Origin of the sequence: Reyranella sp. (genome assembly GCF_965249915.1) — a bacterium.
Taxonomy (GTDB): domain Bacteria; phylum Pseudomonadota; class Alphaproteobacteria; order Reyranellales; family Reyranellaceae; genus Reyranella.
In genome coordinates this window covers 5,336,990-5,350,536 of the sequence record NZ_OZ252257.1, presented here as the reverse complement: position 1 = coordinate 5,350,536, position 13,547 = coordinate 5,336,990, and the positions used below count along the sequence as shown (strand labels likewise).

At 68.0% G+C, this 13,547-nt stretch carries 16 protein-coding genes; 8 read left to right on the top strand and 8 right to left on the bottom strand.

The window, feature by feature from the left end:
• Positions 1 to 14 precede the first annotated feature (14 nt).
• The 5 genes from phoU to pstS are packed head-to-tail and all read right to left on the bottom strand — an operon-like array spanning position 15 to position 4,588.
• Complete coding sequence (gene phoU / locus ACP15H_RS26275; RefSeq protein ID WP_425069079.1) at positions 15 to 740, bottom strand: phosphate signaling complex protein PhoU; 726 nt, start codon at positions 738 to 740, stop codon at positions 15 to 17.
• A 32-nt stretch (positions 741 to 772) separates the two neighbouring features.
• Positions 773 to 1,603, bottom strand: coding sequence for a phosphate ABC transporter ATP-binding protein PstB (gene pstB, locus ACP15H_RS26270; protein WP_425069078.1), 831 nt, complete (start codon positions 1,601 to 1,603; stop codon positions 773 to 775).
• Complete coding sequence (gene pstA / locus ACP15H_RS26265) at positions 1,603 to 2,475, bottom strand: phosphate ABC transporter permease PstA (protein WP_425069077.1); 873 nt, start codon at positions 2,473 to 2,475, stop codon at positions 1,603 to 1,605. Before pstA ends, pstB begins: the two co-directional genes overlap by 1 nt.
• Positions 2,476 to 2,479: 4 nt before the next feature.
• Positions 2,480 to 3,493 carry a phosphate ABC transporter permease subunit PstC gene (gene pstC / locus ACP15H_RS26260; RefSeq protein WP_425069076.1) on the bottom strand — a complete coding sequence of 338 codons (1,014 nt, stop codon included), beginning with the start codon at positions 3,491 to 3,493 and terminating at the stop codon, positions 2,480 to 2,482.
• 51 nt (positions 3,494 to 3,544) lie between these two features.
• Positions 3,545 to 4,588, bottom strand: coding sequence for a phosphate ABC transporter substrate-binding protein PstS (pstS, locus tag ACP15H_RS26255; RefSeq protein WP_425069075.1), 1,044 nt, complete (start codon positions 4,586 to 4,588; stop codon positions 3,545 to 3,547).
• A gap of 258 nt (positions 4,589 to 4,846) precedes the next feature.
• On the opposite strand from pstS, the gene phnG reads away from it, so the two are divergent.
• From phnG to phnN, 8 genes are read left to right on the top strand one after another with little or no spacing between them, the layout of a single operon-like run.
• The gene (phnG, locus tag ACP15H_RS26250; protein ID WP_425069074.1) at positions 4,847 to 5,305 is read left to right on the top strand and encodes a phosphonate C-P lyase system protein PhnG; all 459 of its coding nucleotides are present in this window, start codon (positions 4,847 to 4,849) and stop codon (positions 5,303 to 5,305) included.
• A complete protein-coding gene (gene phnH, locus ACP15H_RS26245) occupies positions 5,302 to 5,892 on the top strand; it encodes a phosphonate C-P lyase system protein PhnH (RefSeq protein ID WP_425069073.1) in 591 nt (196 codons plus the stop codon). Before phnG ends, phnH begins: the two co-directional genes overlap by 4 nt.
• 2 nt (positions 5,893 to 5,894) lie before the next feature.
• Complete coding sequence (locus ACP15H_RS26240; protein ID WP_425069072.1) at positions 5,895 to 6,998, top strand: carbon-phosphorus lyase complex subunit PhnI; 1,104 nt, start codon at positions 5,895 to 5,897, stop codon at positions 6,996 to 6,998.
• 3 nt (positions 6,999 to 7,001) lie between these two features.
• Entirely contained in the window at positions 7,002 to 7,859 is an 858-nt protein-coding gene (locus ACP15H_RS26235; RefSeq protein ID WP_425069071.1) for an alpha-D-ribose 1-methylphosphonate 5-phosphate C-P-lyase PhnJ, read from the top strand.
• On the top strand, positions 7,856 to 8,629 hold the full coding sequence (gene phnK / locus ACP15H_RS26230) for a phosphonate C-P lyase system protein PhnK (protein ID WP_425069070.1): 774 nt from the start codon (positions 7,856 to 7,858) through the stop codon (positions 8,627 to 8,629). Before ACP15H_RS26235 ends, phnK begins: the two co-directional genes overlap by 4 nt.
• 7 nt (positions 8,630 to 8,636) lie before the next feature.
• Positions 8,637 to 9,371 (top strand): phosphonate C-P lyase system protein PhnL, encoded by a 735-nt coding sequence (gene phnL / locus ACP15H_RS26225; protein WP_425069069.1) that lies wholly within the window; start codon positions 8,637 to 8,639, stop codon positions 9,369 to 9,371.
• Complete coding sequence (locus ACP15H_RS26220) at positions 9,368 to 10,513, top strand: alpha-D-ribose 1-methylphosphonate 5-triphosphate diphosphatase (RefSeq protein ID WP_425069068.1); 1,146 nt, start codon at positions 9,368 to 9,370, stop codon at positions 10,511 to 10,513. The genes phnL and ACP15H_RS26220 overlap by 4 nt, the downstream gene beginning before the upstream one ends.
• Positions 10,514 to 10,527: 14 nt before the next feature.
• The gene (phnN, locus tag ACP15H_RS26215; protein ID WP_425069067.1) at positions 10,528 to 11,103 is read left to right on the top strand and encodes a phosphonate metabolism protein/1,5-bisphosphokinase (PRPP-forming) PhnN; all 576 of its coding nucleotides are present in this window, start codon (positions 10,528 to 10,530) and stop codon (positions 11,101 to 11,103) included.
• Here phnN and ACP15H_RS26210 read toward each other — a convergent pair.
• Genes ACP15H_RS26210 through phnE (ACP15H_RS26200) form a run of 3 tightly spaced genes read right to left on the bottom strand, consistent with a single transcriptional unit; the run spans position 11,051 to position 13,529 of the window.
• The gene (locus ACP15H_RS26210) at positions 11,051 to 11,812 is read right to left on the bottom strand and encodes a DUF1045 domain-containing protein (RefSeq protein WP_425069066.1); all 762 of its coding nucleotides are present in this window, start codon (positions 11,810 to 11,812) and stop codon (positions 11,051 to 11,053) included. The genes phnN and ACP15H_RS26210 overlap by 53 nt on opposite strands.
• A complete protein-coding gene (phnE, locus tag ACP15H_RS26205; RefSeq protein WP_425069065.1) occupies positions 11,809 to 12,645 on the bottom strand; it encodes a phosphonate ABC transporter, permease protein PhnE in 837 nt (278 codons plus the stop codon). The genes ACP15H_RS26210 and phnE (ACP15H_RS26205) overlap by 4 nt, the downstream gene beginning before the upstream one ends.
• Complete coding sequence (gene phnE, locus ACP15H_RS26200) at positions 12,645 to 13,529, bottom strand: phosphonate ABC transporter, permease protein PhnE (protein ID WP_425069064.1); 885 nt, start codon at positions 13,527 to 13,529, stop codon at positions 12,645 to 12,647. The genes phnE (ACP15H_RS26205) and phnE (ACP15H_RS26200) overlap by 1 nt, the downstream gene beginning before the upstream one ends.
• Positions 13,530 to 13,547 lie beyond the last annotated feature (18 nt).

The following is a 13,547-nucleotide window of genomic DNA, read 5'->3' as shown; positions in this document are numbered from 1 at the left end:
GGTGGCGACCATCGTCACGGCGTCGGCCCCGTCTCGGTGCCGGTCGTGGCGTACATCGCGGCGCTGCCCTTCGGCCGGTCTTCCTCGAAGCCATGACCGGTCGAGCGGAAGCTCACGAGTTCGGCGATGTTAGTGACATGGTCGCCGGCGCGCTCGATGTTCTTGGCCATGAACATCAGGTGCGTGCACCCGGTGATCGTGCGCGGATCCTCCATCATGTAGGTGAGCAGCTCGCGGAACAGGCCGGTGTAGACCTGGTCGATCTCTTCATCGCGCTCCCACACGTCGCGGGCCTTGGCGACGTCGCCGTGGGCAAAGGCATCGAGCACGTCCTTGAGGGCGGCGCGCACCAGGCGGCCCAGCCGGTCGATCCCCGCGATGCCCGAAGCCGGCGCGGTCGTCTGGCTCAGCACGATGCTGCGCTTCGCCGTATTCTTCGCGTAGTCCGCGATGCGCTCGAGCGCCGCCGCGATCTTGATCGACGACAGGATGACGCGCAGGTCGACCGCCATCGGCTGGCGCAGGGCCAGCAGCCGCACCGTCTGCTCCTGCACCGCCTCGTCGAGGGCATCGACGCGCGGATCGTCGACGATCACCTTCTCGGCGATCTCGGTGTCGCGGTCGCGCAGTGCCCGCAGGGCCTGCGCGAGCTGGCTTTCCGCCAGGCCGCCCATCTCGCTGATCGTGGCGCTCAGCCGCTCCAGCTCCTCGTCGAACCGCTTCAGTGTATGTTCGGGCATGGTCTGTCCCTTCTTCTCGTTCTCGTGGCCGCTCAGCCGAACCGGCCGGTGATGTAGGCCTGGGTGCGCTTGTCGGTCGGGGTGGTGAACAGCGTGGCGGTCGCGCCGAACTCGACCAGCTCGCCCAGATACATGAAGGCGGTGAAGTCGGAGACGCGCGCCGCCTGCTGCATGTTGTGGGTCACGATCACGATCGTGTAGTCCTGCTTCAGCTCGTCGATCAGCTCCTCGATCTTGGCCGTCGAGATCGGGTCGAGCGCCGAGCAGGGTTCGTCGAACAGGATGACTTCGGGCTTCACCGCCACGGTGCGGGCGATGCAGAGACGCTGCTGCTGGCCGCCCGACAGGCTGAGGCCGCTGGCGTTCAGCTTGTCCTTGACCTCGTCCCACAGCGCGCCGCGGCGCAGCGCCTGTTCGACCCGGCCGTCGAGTTCGGACTTCGGCAGGTTCTCGTAGAGCCGGATGCCGAAGGCGATGTTCTCGTAGATCGACATCGGGAACGGCGTCGGCTTCTGGAACACCATGCCGATGCGCGCGCGCAGCAGGTTGATGTCCTGATCCTCGCGCAGCAGGTTGTCGCCGTCGAACATCACGTCGCCGGTGGCGCGCTGGCCGGGATAGAGGTCGTACATGCGGTTCAGGATGCGCAGCAGGGTCGACTTGCCGCAGCCCGAGGGCCCGATGAACGCCGTCGCCTTGTTGGCGTAGAGCGACATGGTGATGCCCTTGAGCGCCCGGCTGTCGCCGTAGAAGAACTCGAGGTTCTTGATCGAGATCTTGGGCGTGAGCTTCGAGACGTCGAGCTTGGCGTGGCTGGCGACGGGAACGGCGACGTTGGGGCCGCTCGTGGATTGCATGGACATCAGGATTTCCTCGCGGAGGTGAGCGAACGGGCCAGGATGCTGAGCCCCAGCACGGTGACGGTGATCAGGAGCGCGCCGGTCCAGGCGAGCTTCTGCCATTCGGCGTAAGGCGACAAAGCGAACTGGAAGATGACAACCGGCAGGCTGGGCATCGGCGCACTCATGTCCATGCTGAAGAACTGATTGTTCAGGGCCGTGAACAGGAGCGGTGCCGTCTCGCCGCTGATGCGGGCGATGGCGAGCAGGATGCCGGTGACGATGCCGGCCTGCGCCGCGCGATAGGCGATGCGGACGATCATGTGGGCGCGCGGCAGGCCGATCGAGGCCGCCGCCTCGCGCAGCGTGTCGGGCACCAGGGTCAGCATGTCCTCGGTCGTGCGCACGACGACGGGGATCACGATGACGGCCAGGGCGACCGCGCCGGCCCATCCCGAGAAGTGACCCATCGGCGCCACCAGGATCTCGTAGACGAACAGGCCGATCACGATCGACGGCGCGCTGAGCAGGATGTCGTTGATGAAGCGCACGACGCTCGAGAGCTTGTCGTGACGGCCGTACTCCGCGAGATAGGTGCCGGCCAGGACGCCGATCGGCGTGCCGATCACCACCGCCAGCACGGTCATCACGATGCTGCCCATGATCGCGTTGAGCAGACCGCCCGCGGCGCCCGGCGGCGGCGTGTTCTCGGTGAACACCGAGAGCGAGAGCCCGCCGATGCCCTGGTAGAGCAGGACGCCGAGGATGAGGACCAGCCAGCCCAGGCCGAAGATGGTGGCGGCGAGCGCCAGGCTCTTGGCGATGGCGTTGCGGCGGCGGCGGCCCGCATAGAGCGGACTGTCCATGGCGGCCGTCTTGGATGCCGTGATGGCCATGACGTTACCTCCCCTGCCGCTGCAGGCGCATCAGCATGTAGCGGGCGATGGCCAGAACGATGAAGGTGATAAAGAAGAGGATGAGGCCGAGCGCTATCAGCGACGAGGTGTAGAGGTCGCCGACCGCCTCGGTGAATTCGTTGGCGATCGAGGCCGAGATCGTCGTGCCGGGCGCGAACAGCGAGGCGGAGACGTGATGGGCGTTGCCGATCACGAAGGTGACGGCCATCGTCTCGCCCAGCGCGCGACCGAGGCCCAGCATGAAGCCGCCGATGACGCCGACCCGCGTGAACGGCAGGACGACGTAGCGGAACACTTCCCAGGTCGTGCAGCCGACGCCGTAGGCGGCTTCCTTGAGAACCGGCGGCACCGCATCGAACACGTCGCGCGAGATCGAGGTCACGAACGGCAGCACCATGATCGCCAGGATGAGGCCGGCGGTGAACATGCCGATGCCGTACGGCGGGCCCGCGAACAGCGTCGACAGCACCGGCACGTTCTCGAACGCGCCGATGAAGAAGGGCTGCACGTATTGCTGGAGAAACGGCGCGAACACGAACAGGCCCCAGATGCCGTAGATGATGCTGGGGATGCCGGCGAGCAGCTCGATGGCGATACCGATGGGGCGGCGCAGCGCCTTCGGGCAGAGTTCGGTGAGGAAGAAGGCGACCATCAGGCCGACCGGCACCGCGATCAGCATCGCGATGAAGGAGGTGACCAGGGTGCCGAAGATCGGCGCCAGGGCGCCGAACCGCTCGGTCACCGGGTTCCAGGATTCGTCGAACAGGAAGCCGAAGCCGAACGTGCCGAGCGCCGGCGCCGCGCCGATGACGAGCGCGATGATGACGCCGCTCAGGAGGGCGAGCACGGCGAGCGAGGCGCCGCGCGTCAGCCCGTGGAATATCGTGTCGGTCAGTCTCAGGCGCCGCAGCACGGCCGCCCGCGAGGCCGATGCCGCCGCCGGCGCGCTGGCGCCCTTTAGTGCAACTTCACTCACGTCCCGTTCCCCCGAAGCCATTCAACTCCCCAAGAATGAAGGGCGGGTGTCGCCACCCGCCCCATCACGATCCTAGTTGGTCGGCGAGTACAGCGGCTTGCCGTCCGCACCCTTGATCTCGGCCTGCCACATCTTCTGGATGTCGCCCACCACGTTGGCCGGCATCGGGACATAGTCGAGCTCTTCGGCCGACTTAGCCCCCTTGGCATAGGACCAGGCGAAGAACTTCAGGGCCTCGGCGGTCTCGGCGGGCTTCGCCGGCTGCTTGTAGAGCAGGATCCAGGTCGCGGCCGTCATCGGCCAGGACTGGTCGCCGGGCTGGTTGGCGAGGATCACGCCGTAACCGGGCTGCGACTTCCAGTCGGCATTGGCGGCGGCGGCCTGGAAGCTGGCCGAGGTCGGCTCGACCGTCTTGCCGGCCTTGTTGACCATCTTGGTGTGGATCAGCTTGTTCTGCTTGGCGTAGGCGTACTCGACGTAGCCGATCGAGCCCTTGGTCTGCGCCACGTTGCCGGCAACGCCTTCGTTGCCCTTGGCGCCGATGCCCACCGGCCACTGCAGCGCCGTGCTGACGCCGACCTTCGCCTTCCAGTCCGGGCTCACGTCAGCCAGGTAATAGGCGAAGTTGTAGGTGGTGCCCGAGCCGTCCGAACGGCGGACCGGAACGATCGCCTGCTTCGGCAGCTTGGTATTGGGGTTCAGCTTGGCGATCGCCGCATCGTCCCAGCTCTTGATCTCGCCGAGATAGATCTTCGCGACCGTCGGGCCGTCGAGCGTCAGCTCGCCCGGCTTGATGCCGTCGAGGTTCACGACCGGAACGATCGCGCCCATCACCATCGGGAACTGCGCGAGGCCGGACTCGTCGAGCTCCTTGCCCGGCAGCGGCGCGTCGGTCGCGCCGAAGGTCACGGTCTTGGCCTTGATCTGCTTGATGCCGCCGCCCGAGCCGATCGACTGGTAGTTGAGACCGTTGCCGGTCTCCTTCTTGTAGCTGTCGGCCCACTTGGCATAGATCGGATAGGGGAAGGTGGCGCCGGCGCCGGAAATGTCGATGGCGTAGGCGGCCGCCGGGGACAGCGCGAAAGCTGTCGCGAGGACGATCTTGGTAAGGTTCACGGGGGTCTCCTTCTATGAATTTCGAAGCGCCCGTCATCTAGGAGCCGTACGTCTCTCTCATATGACGGATAAATGACAATCCGGTTACAGCGACGGCCTCTTGCACAGGATGCCGGCCGTTTGTCCGTAAATATTTGATCTAAATCAACGACTTAGACACGCGGGAGCCAGACCCGCCCACCGTCACAATAGTTTAACGCCCTGCCCTCGGAACGGTAACGCAGCCCCACGAAGGTGCGCCTCTTTCGAGAGCACCCCATGCCTTCCACCCTCCTGATCGCGCGCCGTCAGCGATGGCTTTCCGTCCTCGCGAAAGCGCCGGGCGCGCGGCTCGCGTCCCTGTGGCAGGCCCTGGGGGCTACTCCTCCCTACACCGTCCTGCGTCGCCCCGAGATCGGGCTGGTCATGGTGCAGGGCCGTATCTCGGGCACCGGCGCCCCCTTCTGCGCGGGCGAAATGACGGTGACGCGCGCTGCCGTGCGCCTCGACAGCGGCGAGATGGGATTCGGCTACGTTCGCGGTCGCGATGCACGCCATGCCGAGATCGCCGCCGCCGTCGATGCGCTGGGCCAGCGCCCGGACTGGACCGAAAAGCTCGAGGCCGGGATCGTGGCGCCGCTCGCCCAGGAGGCCGAGGCGCGCCATCGCCTGATCGCCGCGCGCGCCGCCGCCACAAGGGTGGATTTCTTCACCGTCGCACGCGAGGCCGGCGCATGAGCACGACGCTTCTCGCGCCCGGCCTCGCCGATCCGTCGCACGATGCGCAGCGCCTGTTCCGCAGCGTGCTCGACGCCTTCTCCCACCCGGGCCGCATTGTCGAACTGCGCGATGCGCCCGCCGGACCGGGAACGCTCAGTCCGGCGGCCACCGCCTTCCTGCTCACCTTCGCCGATCGCGAGACGCCGCTCTGGCTCGAGGCCGGAGTCGACAAGCAGGAGGTGCGCGACTTTCTGCGCTTCCATGCCGGTGCGCCGCTCGTCCCTGCGCGCGAGGCCGCAACCTTCGGCGTGATCATCGCCGGCGGCGGCGAGCCCTTCGCGGGCTTTGCCATCGGCACCGACACATATCCCGATCGCGCCGCCACGCTGGTGATCGAAGCACCGGCGCTGGAAGGCGGCCGCGCCACCACCTGGCGGGGACCCGGCATCGATGGCGAGATCCAGGTCGCGATCGACGGGCTGGGCGACGGCTTCTGGCCAGCCTGGACCGCCAACCATGCGCTCTTCCCCTGCGGCGTCGATCTCGTCTTCGCCAGCGGGTCCCGACTCATCGCGCTGCCGCGCAGCGTCGCCGTGGAGGCCTGACCATGTATGTCGCGGTCAAGGGCGGCGAGACCGCCATCGCCCATTCACTCGATCTCCTGGCCGACAAGCGTCGCGGCGACCGCGACGTCACCGAGCTGTCGCTCGAACAGATCGACCAGCAGCTCGGCCTCGCCGTCGATCGCGTCATGACGGAAGGCTCCTGCTACGACCGCAGCCTGGCGGCGCTGGCGATCAAGCAGGCGCGCGGCGACCTGATCGAGGCGATCTTCCTGCTGCGCGCGTATCGCACCACCCTGCCGCGCTTCGGCGCGTCGGAGCCGCTCGATACCATCCGCATGGTCGCGGAGCGCCGCATCTCCTCGACCTTCAAGGACGTGCCCGGCGGCCAGGTGCTGGGCCCGACGTACGACTACACCCACCGCCTGCTCGACTTCTCCCTGGCGGCGTCGGGCGAACGCCCCGAAGCGCCGACCGCGCCGGCCGATGCCAGCCACGCCCTGCCCCGCGTCGGCGACATCCTGCAGCGCGACGGCCTGCTGGAGCCGCCACCGTCCCGCGATGACCGCGAAGCGCACGACCTGACGCGCGAGCCGCTGGTGCTGCCGGCCAGCCGGCCGCTGCGCCTGCAGAACCTGGCACGCGGCGACGAGGGCTTCCTGCTGGCGCTCGGCTATTCGACGCAGCGCGGCTACGGCAACAACCATCCCTTCGTCGGCGAGATCCGCTACGGCCATGTGCCGGTGTCGTTCGTGCCGGAGGAGCTGGGCTTTGCCATCGAGATCGGCGAGATCGAAGTGACCGAGTGCGACATGGTCAACCAGTTCGCGGGCTCGCACGACGTGCCGCCGCAGTTCACCCGCGGCTATGGCCTGGCTTTCGGACATGCCGAGCGCAAGGCGATGGCGATGGCCCTGGTCGACCGCGCGCTCCGCGCCGAGGAGCTCGGCGAGGCCGCGACTTCGCCCGCCCAGGACGAGGAATTCGTGCTGGCCCACAGCGACAATGTCGAGGGCTCGGGTTTCGTGCAGCACCTGAAGCTTCCGCACTATGTCGATTTCCAGTCCGAGCTGGTGGTGGTGCGCATGCTGCGCGCCGAGGTCGAGAAGCGCCGCGAGCAGGCCGGCCTCGCCCAGGCGGCGGAGTGAACCATGCCTGACACGACGATCCAGGATACGCCTCAGCAGGACGGCGCCTACAACTACGCCTATCTCGACGAGCAGACCAAGCGGATGATCCGCCGCGCCATCCTCAAGGCGGTGGCGGTGCCGGGCTATCAGGTGCCGTTCGGCGGCCGCGAGATGCCGCTGCCCTATGGCTGGGGCACCGGCGGCATCCAGGTGACCGCCGCCATCATCGGCCGCGAAGACACGCTGAAGGTGATCGACCAGGGCGCCGACGACACGACCAACGCCGTCTCGATCCGTCGCTTCTTCGCCCGGGTCGCCGACGTGGCCACGACCACGCACACCGGCGAAGCCACCATCATCCAGACGCGGCACCGCGTGCCCGAAACGCCGCTGACCGACGGCCAGATCCTGGTGTTCCAGGTGCCGATCCCCGAGCCATTGCGCATGCTCGAGCCGCGCGAGACCGAGACGCGGACGCTGCATGCGCTGTCAGAATACGGCGTCATGCAGGTGAGCCTCTACGAAAGCATCGCCCGCCATGGTCGCATCGCCAAGACCTATAACTATCCGGTGATGGTGAACGGGCGCTACATCATGAGCCCCTCGCCCATTCCGAAATTCGACAATCCCAAGCTCGATCGCAGCCCGGCGCTGCAGCTCTACGGCGCGGGCCGCGAAAAGCGCATCTATGCCGTGCCGCCGCACACGCCGGTGAAGAGCCTCGACTTCGACGACCATCCGTTCGAGATCGAGACCTGGAGCGAGTGCTGCGCGCTCTGCGGCTCGACCGAGAGCTTCCTCGACGAAATGATCGTCGACGATGACGGCCAGCGCCTGTTCGTCTGCTCCGACACCGACTATTGCGAGAGCCGGCGATGAGCGCGCCGCTGCTGTCCGTGCGCGGCGTCAGCAAGCGCTTCGGCGGTCGCGTCGCCTGCCGCGACGTGAGCTTCGACCTATGGCCCGGCGAAGTGCTGGGCATCGTGGGCGAATCGGGTTCCGGCAAGACGACGCTGCTCAATTGCCTGGCCGGCCGCCTCCAGCCCGACGGCGGCTCCGTCGCCTACGAGACGAGGTCCGCCGGCACCGTCGACGTGCACTGCCTCTCGGAGGCCCGCCGCCGGCTGCTGGCGCGGACCGAATGGGGCTTCGTGAACCAGGATGCCCGCGAAGGATTACGCATGGGCGTCAGCGCCGGCGCCAACATCGGCGAGCGGCTGATGGCCGTGGGCGCTCGCCACTACGGCGAGATCCGCGGCCAGGCGGCCGACTGGATGGCGCGGGTCGAGATCGACGTCGACCGCCTCGACGACCGTCCCGGCACCTACTCCGGCGGCATGCGCCAGCGCCTGCAGATCGCGCGCAACCTCGTCAGCAATCCGCGGCTGGTCTTCATGGACGAACCGACCGGCGGCCTCGACGTTTCGGTGCAGGCCCGCCTCCTCGACCTACTGCGCGGCCTGGTCGAAGGGCTGCACCTGTCGGTCGTTCTGGTGACCCACGATCTCGGCGTGGCGCGCCTGCTGACGCACCGGTTGATGGTGATGCAGGGCGGCACGGTCGTGGAGCACGGGCTCACCGACCAGGTGCTCGACGATCCGCAGCATCCCTATACCCAGATGCTCGTCGCTTCGATCCTGCCGGCGTGACGCGATCATGACCTCTTCCCAACCCGCGCTGCGCGTCTCCGGCCTCGGCAAAACCTTCACCGTCCATGCCCAGGGCGGCCTGACGCTTCCCGTTTTGCGCGGCGTCTCGCTGGCCGTCTCGCCCGGCGAATGCCTGGCGTTGGTCGGCCCGTCGGGCGCCGGCAAGAGCACCCTGCTGCGCTCGCTCTACGGCAACTATCGCGCGGATGCGGGTTCGATCCGCGTCCGCCAGGGCGATGAATGGACCGAGCTGGTCGGCGCCGAGCCGCGCACCGTGCTCGACGTGCGTCACCGCACCATGGGCTTCGTCAGCCAGTTCCTGCGCGTGATCCCGCGGGTCTCGGCCGTCGACGTCGTGGCCGAGCCGCTCCGGCGGCGCGGCACCGATCCCCGCGAGGCGCGGCAACGCGCGGAGTTCCTGCTGGCCATGCTCGGCATTCCCGCGCGGCTGTGGGCGCTGCCGCCCGCCACCTTCTCCGGCGGCGAACAGCAGAGGGTCAACATCGCCCGCTCGCTGATCGTCGACTATCCGATCCTGCTGCTCGACGAACCGACGGCCTCGCTCGACGCCGCCAACCGCGACGGCGTGGTCGAACTGATCTGCCAACGCCGCAACGCCGGCGCCGCGATCGTCGGCATCTTCCACGATGCCGATGTGCGCGATGCGGTCGCGACCCGTGTGCACGAAGTCCTTCCCCCCGCCTCAGTTTCCCCAGCCTCTCTGGCCGGAGTTTCCGCATGAGCCTCGAGACCATCTTCACCAACGCCCGCGTCGTCACCGCCGATGCGGAATTCGACGGCACCGTCGTCGTTCGCGACGGCCGCATCGTGGAGATCGACACCGAACGGTCCCATGCCGCGGGAGCCGTCGATCTCGAGGGCGACTATCTCGTGCCCGGCCTGGTCGAGCTGCACACCGACAATATGGAGAAGCATTTCGCCCCGCGTCCCGGCGTGAAATGGCCAAGCGTATCGGCGGTGATGGCGCACGACACCCAGATCAGCGCCGCCGGCATCACGACGGTGTTCGATTCGCTGGCCCTGGGCGACGTCCACGGCAAGTCGGACCGCGTCGAGAACCGCGAGCGCATGATCGAGGCGGTCTGCATGGCCAACGACCGGCGCATGACCCGCGCCGAACACCGTATCCACCTACGCTGCGAGATCACGGCCGACGATGCCGTCGAAGCCGTCGACAAGTGGATCGACCTGCCGCTGGTCGGCCTGGTGTCGATCAACGACCATACGCCCGGCCAGCGCCAGTTCCTCGATCCGGAGAAGCTGAAGCAATACTACAAGGGCAAGCATGCGATGACCGACGCGCAGTTCGAGGCATTCTCGATCCGCGTCACCGAGCTTCATCACCGCAATGCCGCCCGGCACCGCAGCGAGATCGTGAGCCGTGCCCAGGCGCGCGCCCTGCCGATCGCCAGCCACGACGATGCGACGCACGGCCATGTCCAGGAAGCCGTCGCCAACGGCATGACCATCGCCGAATTTCCGACCACGCACGAAGCCGCCAGCGCCTCGCGCGAGGCCGGCCTCGCCATTCTGATGGGCGCGCCCAACCTCGTGCTGGGCGGCTCGCATTCCGGCAACATCGCCGCCATCGACCTGCTGCGCGCCGGCCATGTCGACATCCTGTCGTCGGACTATGTGCCGGCGAGCCTGATGGAGAGCGTGTTCAAGCTGCCCTCCTCCGGCATCGGCCTGTCGCTGCCCCAGGCCGTGCGCCTCGCCACCCTCAATCCGGCGCGCGCGGTGGGACTGGGCGACCGCGGCGAGATCGCGCCCGAGCGCCGCGCCGACCTGGTGCGCGTACGCACCGTCGACGGCGCGGCCGTCGTGCGCGCGGTATGGCGCGAAGGCGAACGCGTCGTCTGAGCCGGAACCCCGCCATGGAAGGCTCGCTGGTCTATGTCATGGGTCCGTCCGGCGCCGGCAAGGACTCGGTCCTCGGACACGCCCGGACGCTGTTGCCGCCGGGAGCGCCGGTGGTGTTCGCGCACCGCTACATCACCCGGCCGGCCGACAGCGGCGGCGAGAACCATGTCGCGCTGACGCGCGAGGAGTTCGCGACTCGTCGCGCCTATGGTCTGTTCGCCTATCATTGGAACGCCCATGGCAACGAGTACGGCGTCGGCCGCGAGATCCACGACTGGCGGGCCGCCGGCCTGACCGTCGTGGTGAGCGGTTCGCGCGACCATTTCCTGAGGACCGGCGGCCTCGATTCGCAGGCCCGTCCGGTGCTGATCACGGCGCCGGCGGAGCGGCTCAGGCAGCGCCTCGCCGGCCGCGGCCGCGAATCGGCGATCGAAGCGGCGGAGCGGCTGCAGCGCGCCGATGCCTACGAGGTCGACGACCCGCGCCTGGTGACGATCGTCAACGACGGCAGCCTCGACGACGCGGCGGCGGTCTTCCTCAGGCTGCTCGCCAGACCTGGGTGGACAGACGCCGCCCTCCGCCGAGCCTGAACCGCGCCAGCACGGTGAAGGGCCGGCCCGGCGCCGGCTGACGGAAGACGCAAAGATCGCGGACCGCCAGCGGCCGGTCGATGAAGGCCATGAAGCGCCGGCGCAGCTCGTCGAGGATGACGGCGCGTTCGCGCTCTTCCTTCACGCGCCCGGTGAGCGTCAGGTGAAACCGGCCCTGCTCGAGGACATAGGGATAGCCCCAACGCAGCAGCAGATTCTCCTGCCGCTGGGTCAGGCCCGCGGCGCGCCGGCGCGCCAGTTCGGCCTGGTCGGCGGGACGGCGGAATTCGTCGAACTCCACGACGCAGCGATCCGAGAAATCCTGGAGCGCGGCGCAACGCTCCGCCGGCACGAGCGCGAGGAAATCCTGCACTTCGGCCAGGGCCAGCGCCGGCACGTCGATCTGGCGCTCGGTCGCGGCGAACCTGCCGACGGCGTCGACCAAATCGCGCTCGGTCGCGCCGTCGACCAAAGCGATCGGCGGCTTCAGCGTCCCGTGAAAGCCGTAGAGCCGGGGATCGGCCACGATCGCCGACAGGCGCTCATGCGAAACGCCGCTCACGGGAACGATGTCGCGCGCCTCGCCGGTCTCGGCGTTGCGGCCGAGCCATCGGCTCGCAGCGACGGCCAACGCCTCCTCCGCACGCGGCGCGTAGTAGAACGCATAGCGGGGCAGGCCCGCTGTCGATTCACCGGACGGCTCGCTCAAGCGCTCACTCCCCCGCGACGGCCGATCATGGCGAAGCGCAGCTGGCTCGACACCAGGTCGATGGCCGCCACGGTGACCAGGATCATCAGGATGATGAAGGACGTCTGTTGCAGTTCCAGCGTCCGGATCGCCTCGGCGAGATGCAGGCCGATGCCCCCCGCGCCGACGATGCCGATGATGGTGGCCGACCGGGTGTTGGATTCGAAATAGTAGAGGACCTGGCTCACCAGCACGGGAAAGACCTCGGGCAGGATGCCGAAGCGGATACCCATGAAGTGACTGCCGCCGGTCGAGGCGATCCCTTCGACCGGCTTGCGGTCGGCCGCCTCGATCGCCTCGGAGAAGAGCTTGCCGAAGCTGCCGATGTCGGAGGTCATGATGGCCAGCGCCCCGGCGAAGGGTCCGAGCCCCACGACGTTGATCCAGATCAGCGCCCAGATGAGGATGTCGACGCTGCGGATCGTGTCGAGCGAGCGGCGGGCGAGGAAGCGCACGATACGCTGGGCCGTGACGTTGCGTGCGGCGAGCAGACCGACCGGCAGGGCGAGGATCGCCGCCGACAGGGTGCCCAGCAGCGCAATCGCCACCGTCTCGATCAGCGCCATGCCATAGGCCCGCGCATGCGCCCAAGACCCGGGATCGGGCGGCAGCATCAGGCCGGCAATCTCGACCAGCCGGCCCATCCCCGACAGAAGCTTGCCGTCGAAGAAGCCCAGCACCTCCATGCCGTACAGGAGGAGGACGAGCATGGCGGTCGCCACGGCGATCGTGGGCAGGCGCTGCGGCCCGAGGCGCTGGAAATGTTCGGGATAGCGGTCGCGCACGGCGTCCATCAGTTCTTCCCTTCGAGACCGATCAGGCGGTGACGCAGCAGCGAGGTCAGGCTGTCGATGACCGCGACGGTGAGCAGGATCATCACCAGGATCGCCGAGACATCCGAATAATAGAACTTGCGGATCGCCTCGATCAGATCCTGGCCGATGCCGCCGGCGCCGACGAAGCCCATGACGGCAGCGCCCCGCACGTTGATCTCGAAGCGCAGTAGCGCATAGCTCGCGAAATTGGACAGGACCTGCGGCAGGGCGCCGAAGCGCATCGCGACATGCCAGGACGCGCCCGTCGAGGACACGCCCTCGACCGGCTTCATGTCGATGTTCTCGACGACCTCGGCGAACAGCTTGCCGAGCGCGCCCAGCGTATGGATCACGACCGCCAGCACGCCCGCCATGGGACCGAGCCCGAAGGCGATGACGAACAGCAGCGCGAAGACCAGTTCCGGCACGGTGCGGCAGAGCTCGCAGAAGCGGCGCACGAGCACGCGCACCCAGCGGGTGGGCGCCACGTTCGCCGCTCCCAGGAAGGCGAGGCACGCGGCCGCCGCAGCGCCCAGGAGCGTGCCGACATAGGCCATCAGCAGCGTTTCCCAGAGCAGCCGCAGCCAGCGGCCGAGGCCCCAGAACCACTCCCCGAAATCCGTCCAGACCGGCTGGCCGTTCTCGAGATGGAACAGGCGGATGATGTAGCTCGGGAAACGATGGATATTCTCGAGGAACCTGACCGGCGACACCTCGGCCGAGATCGATGCGAGAAGCATCGCCGCCGCGATACACGCCGCCATCAGCAGCGTGTGCCAGCGACGCGACCGCACCGAGGCGTCGTAGGCCGCCATGAGCGGCCTCAACTGCGCCTCGGGCAGACGTGTGACGTGCGTACTCAAGACAAAGCGAGCGCGGAA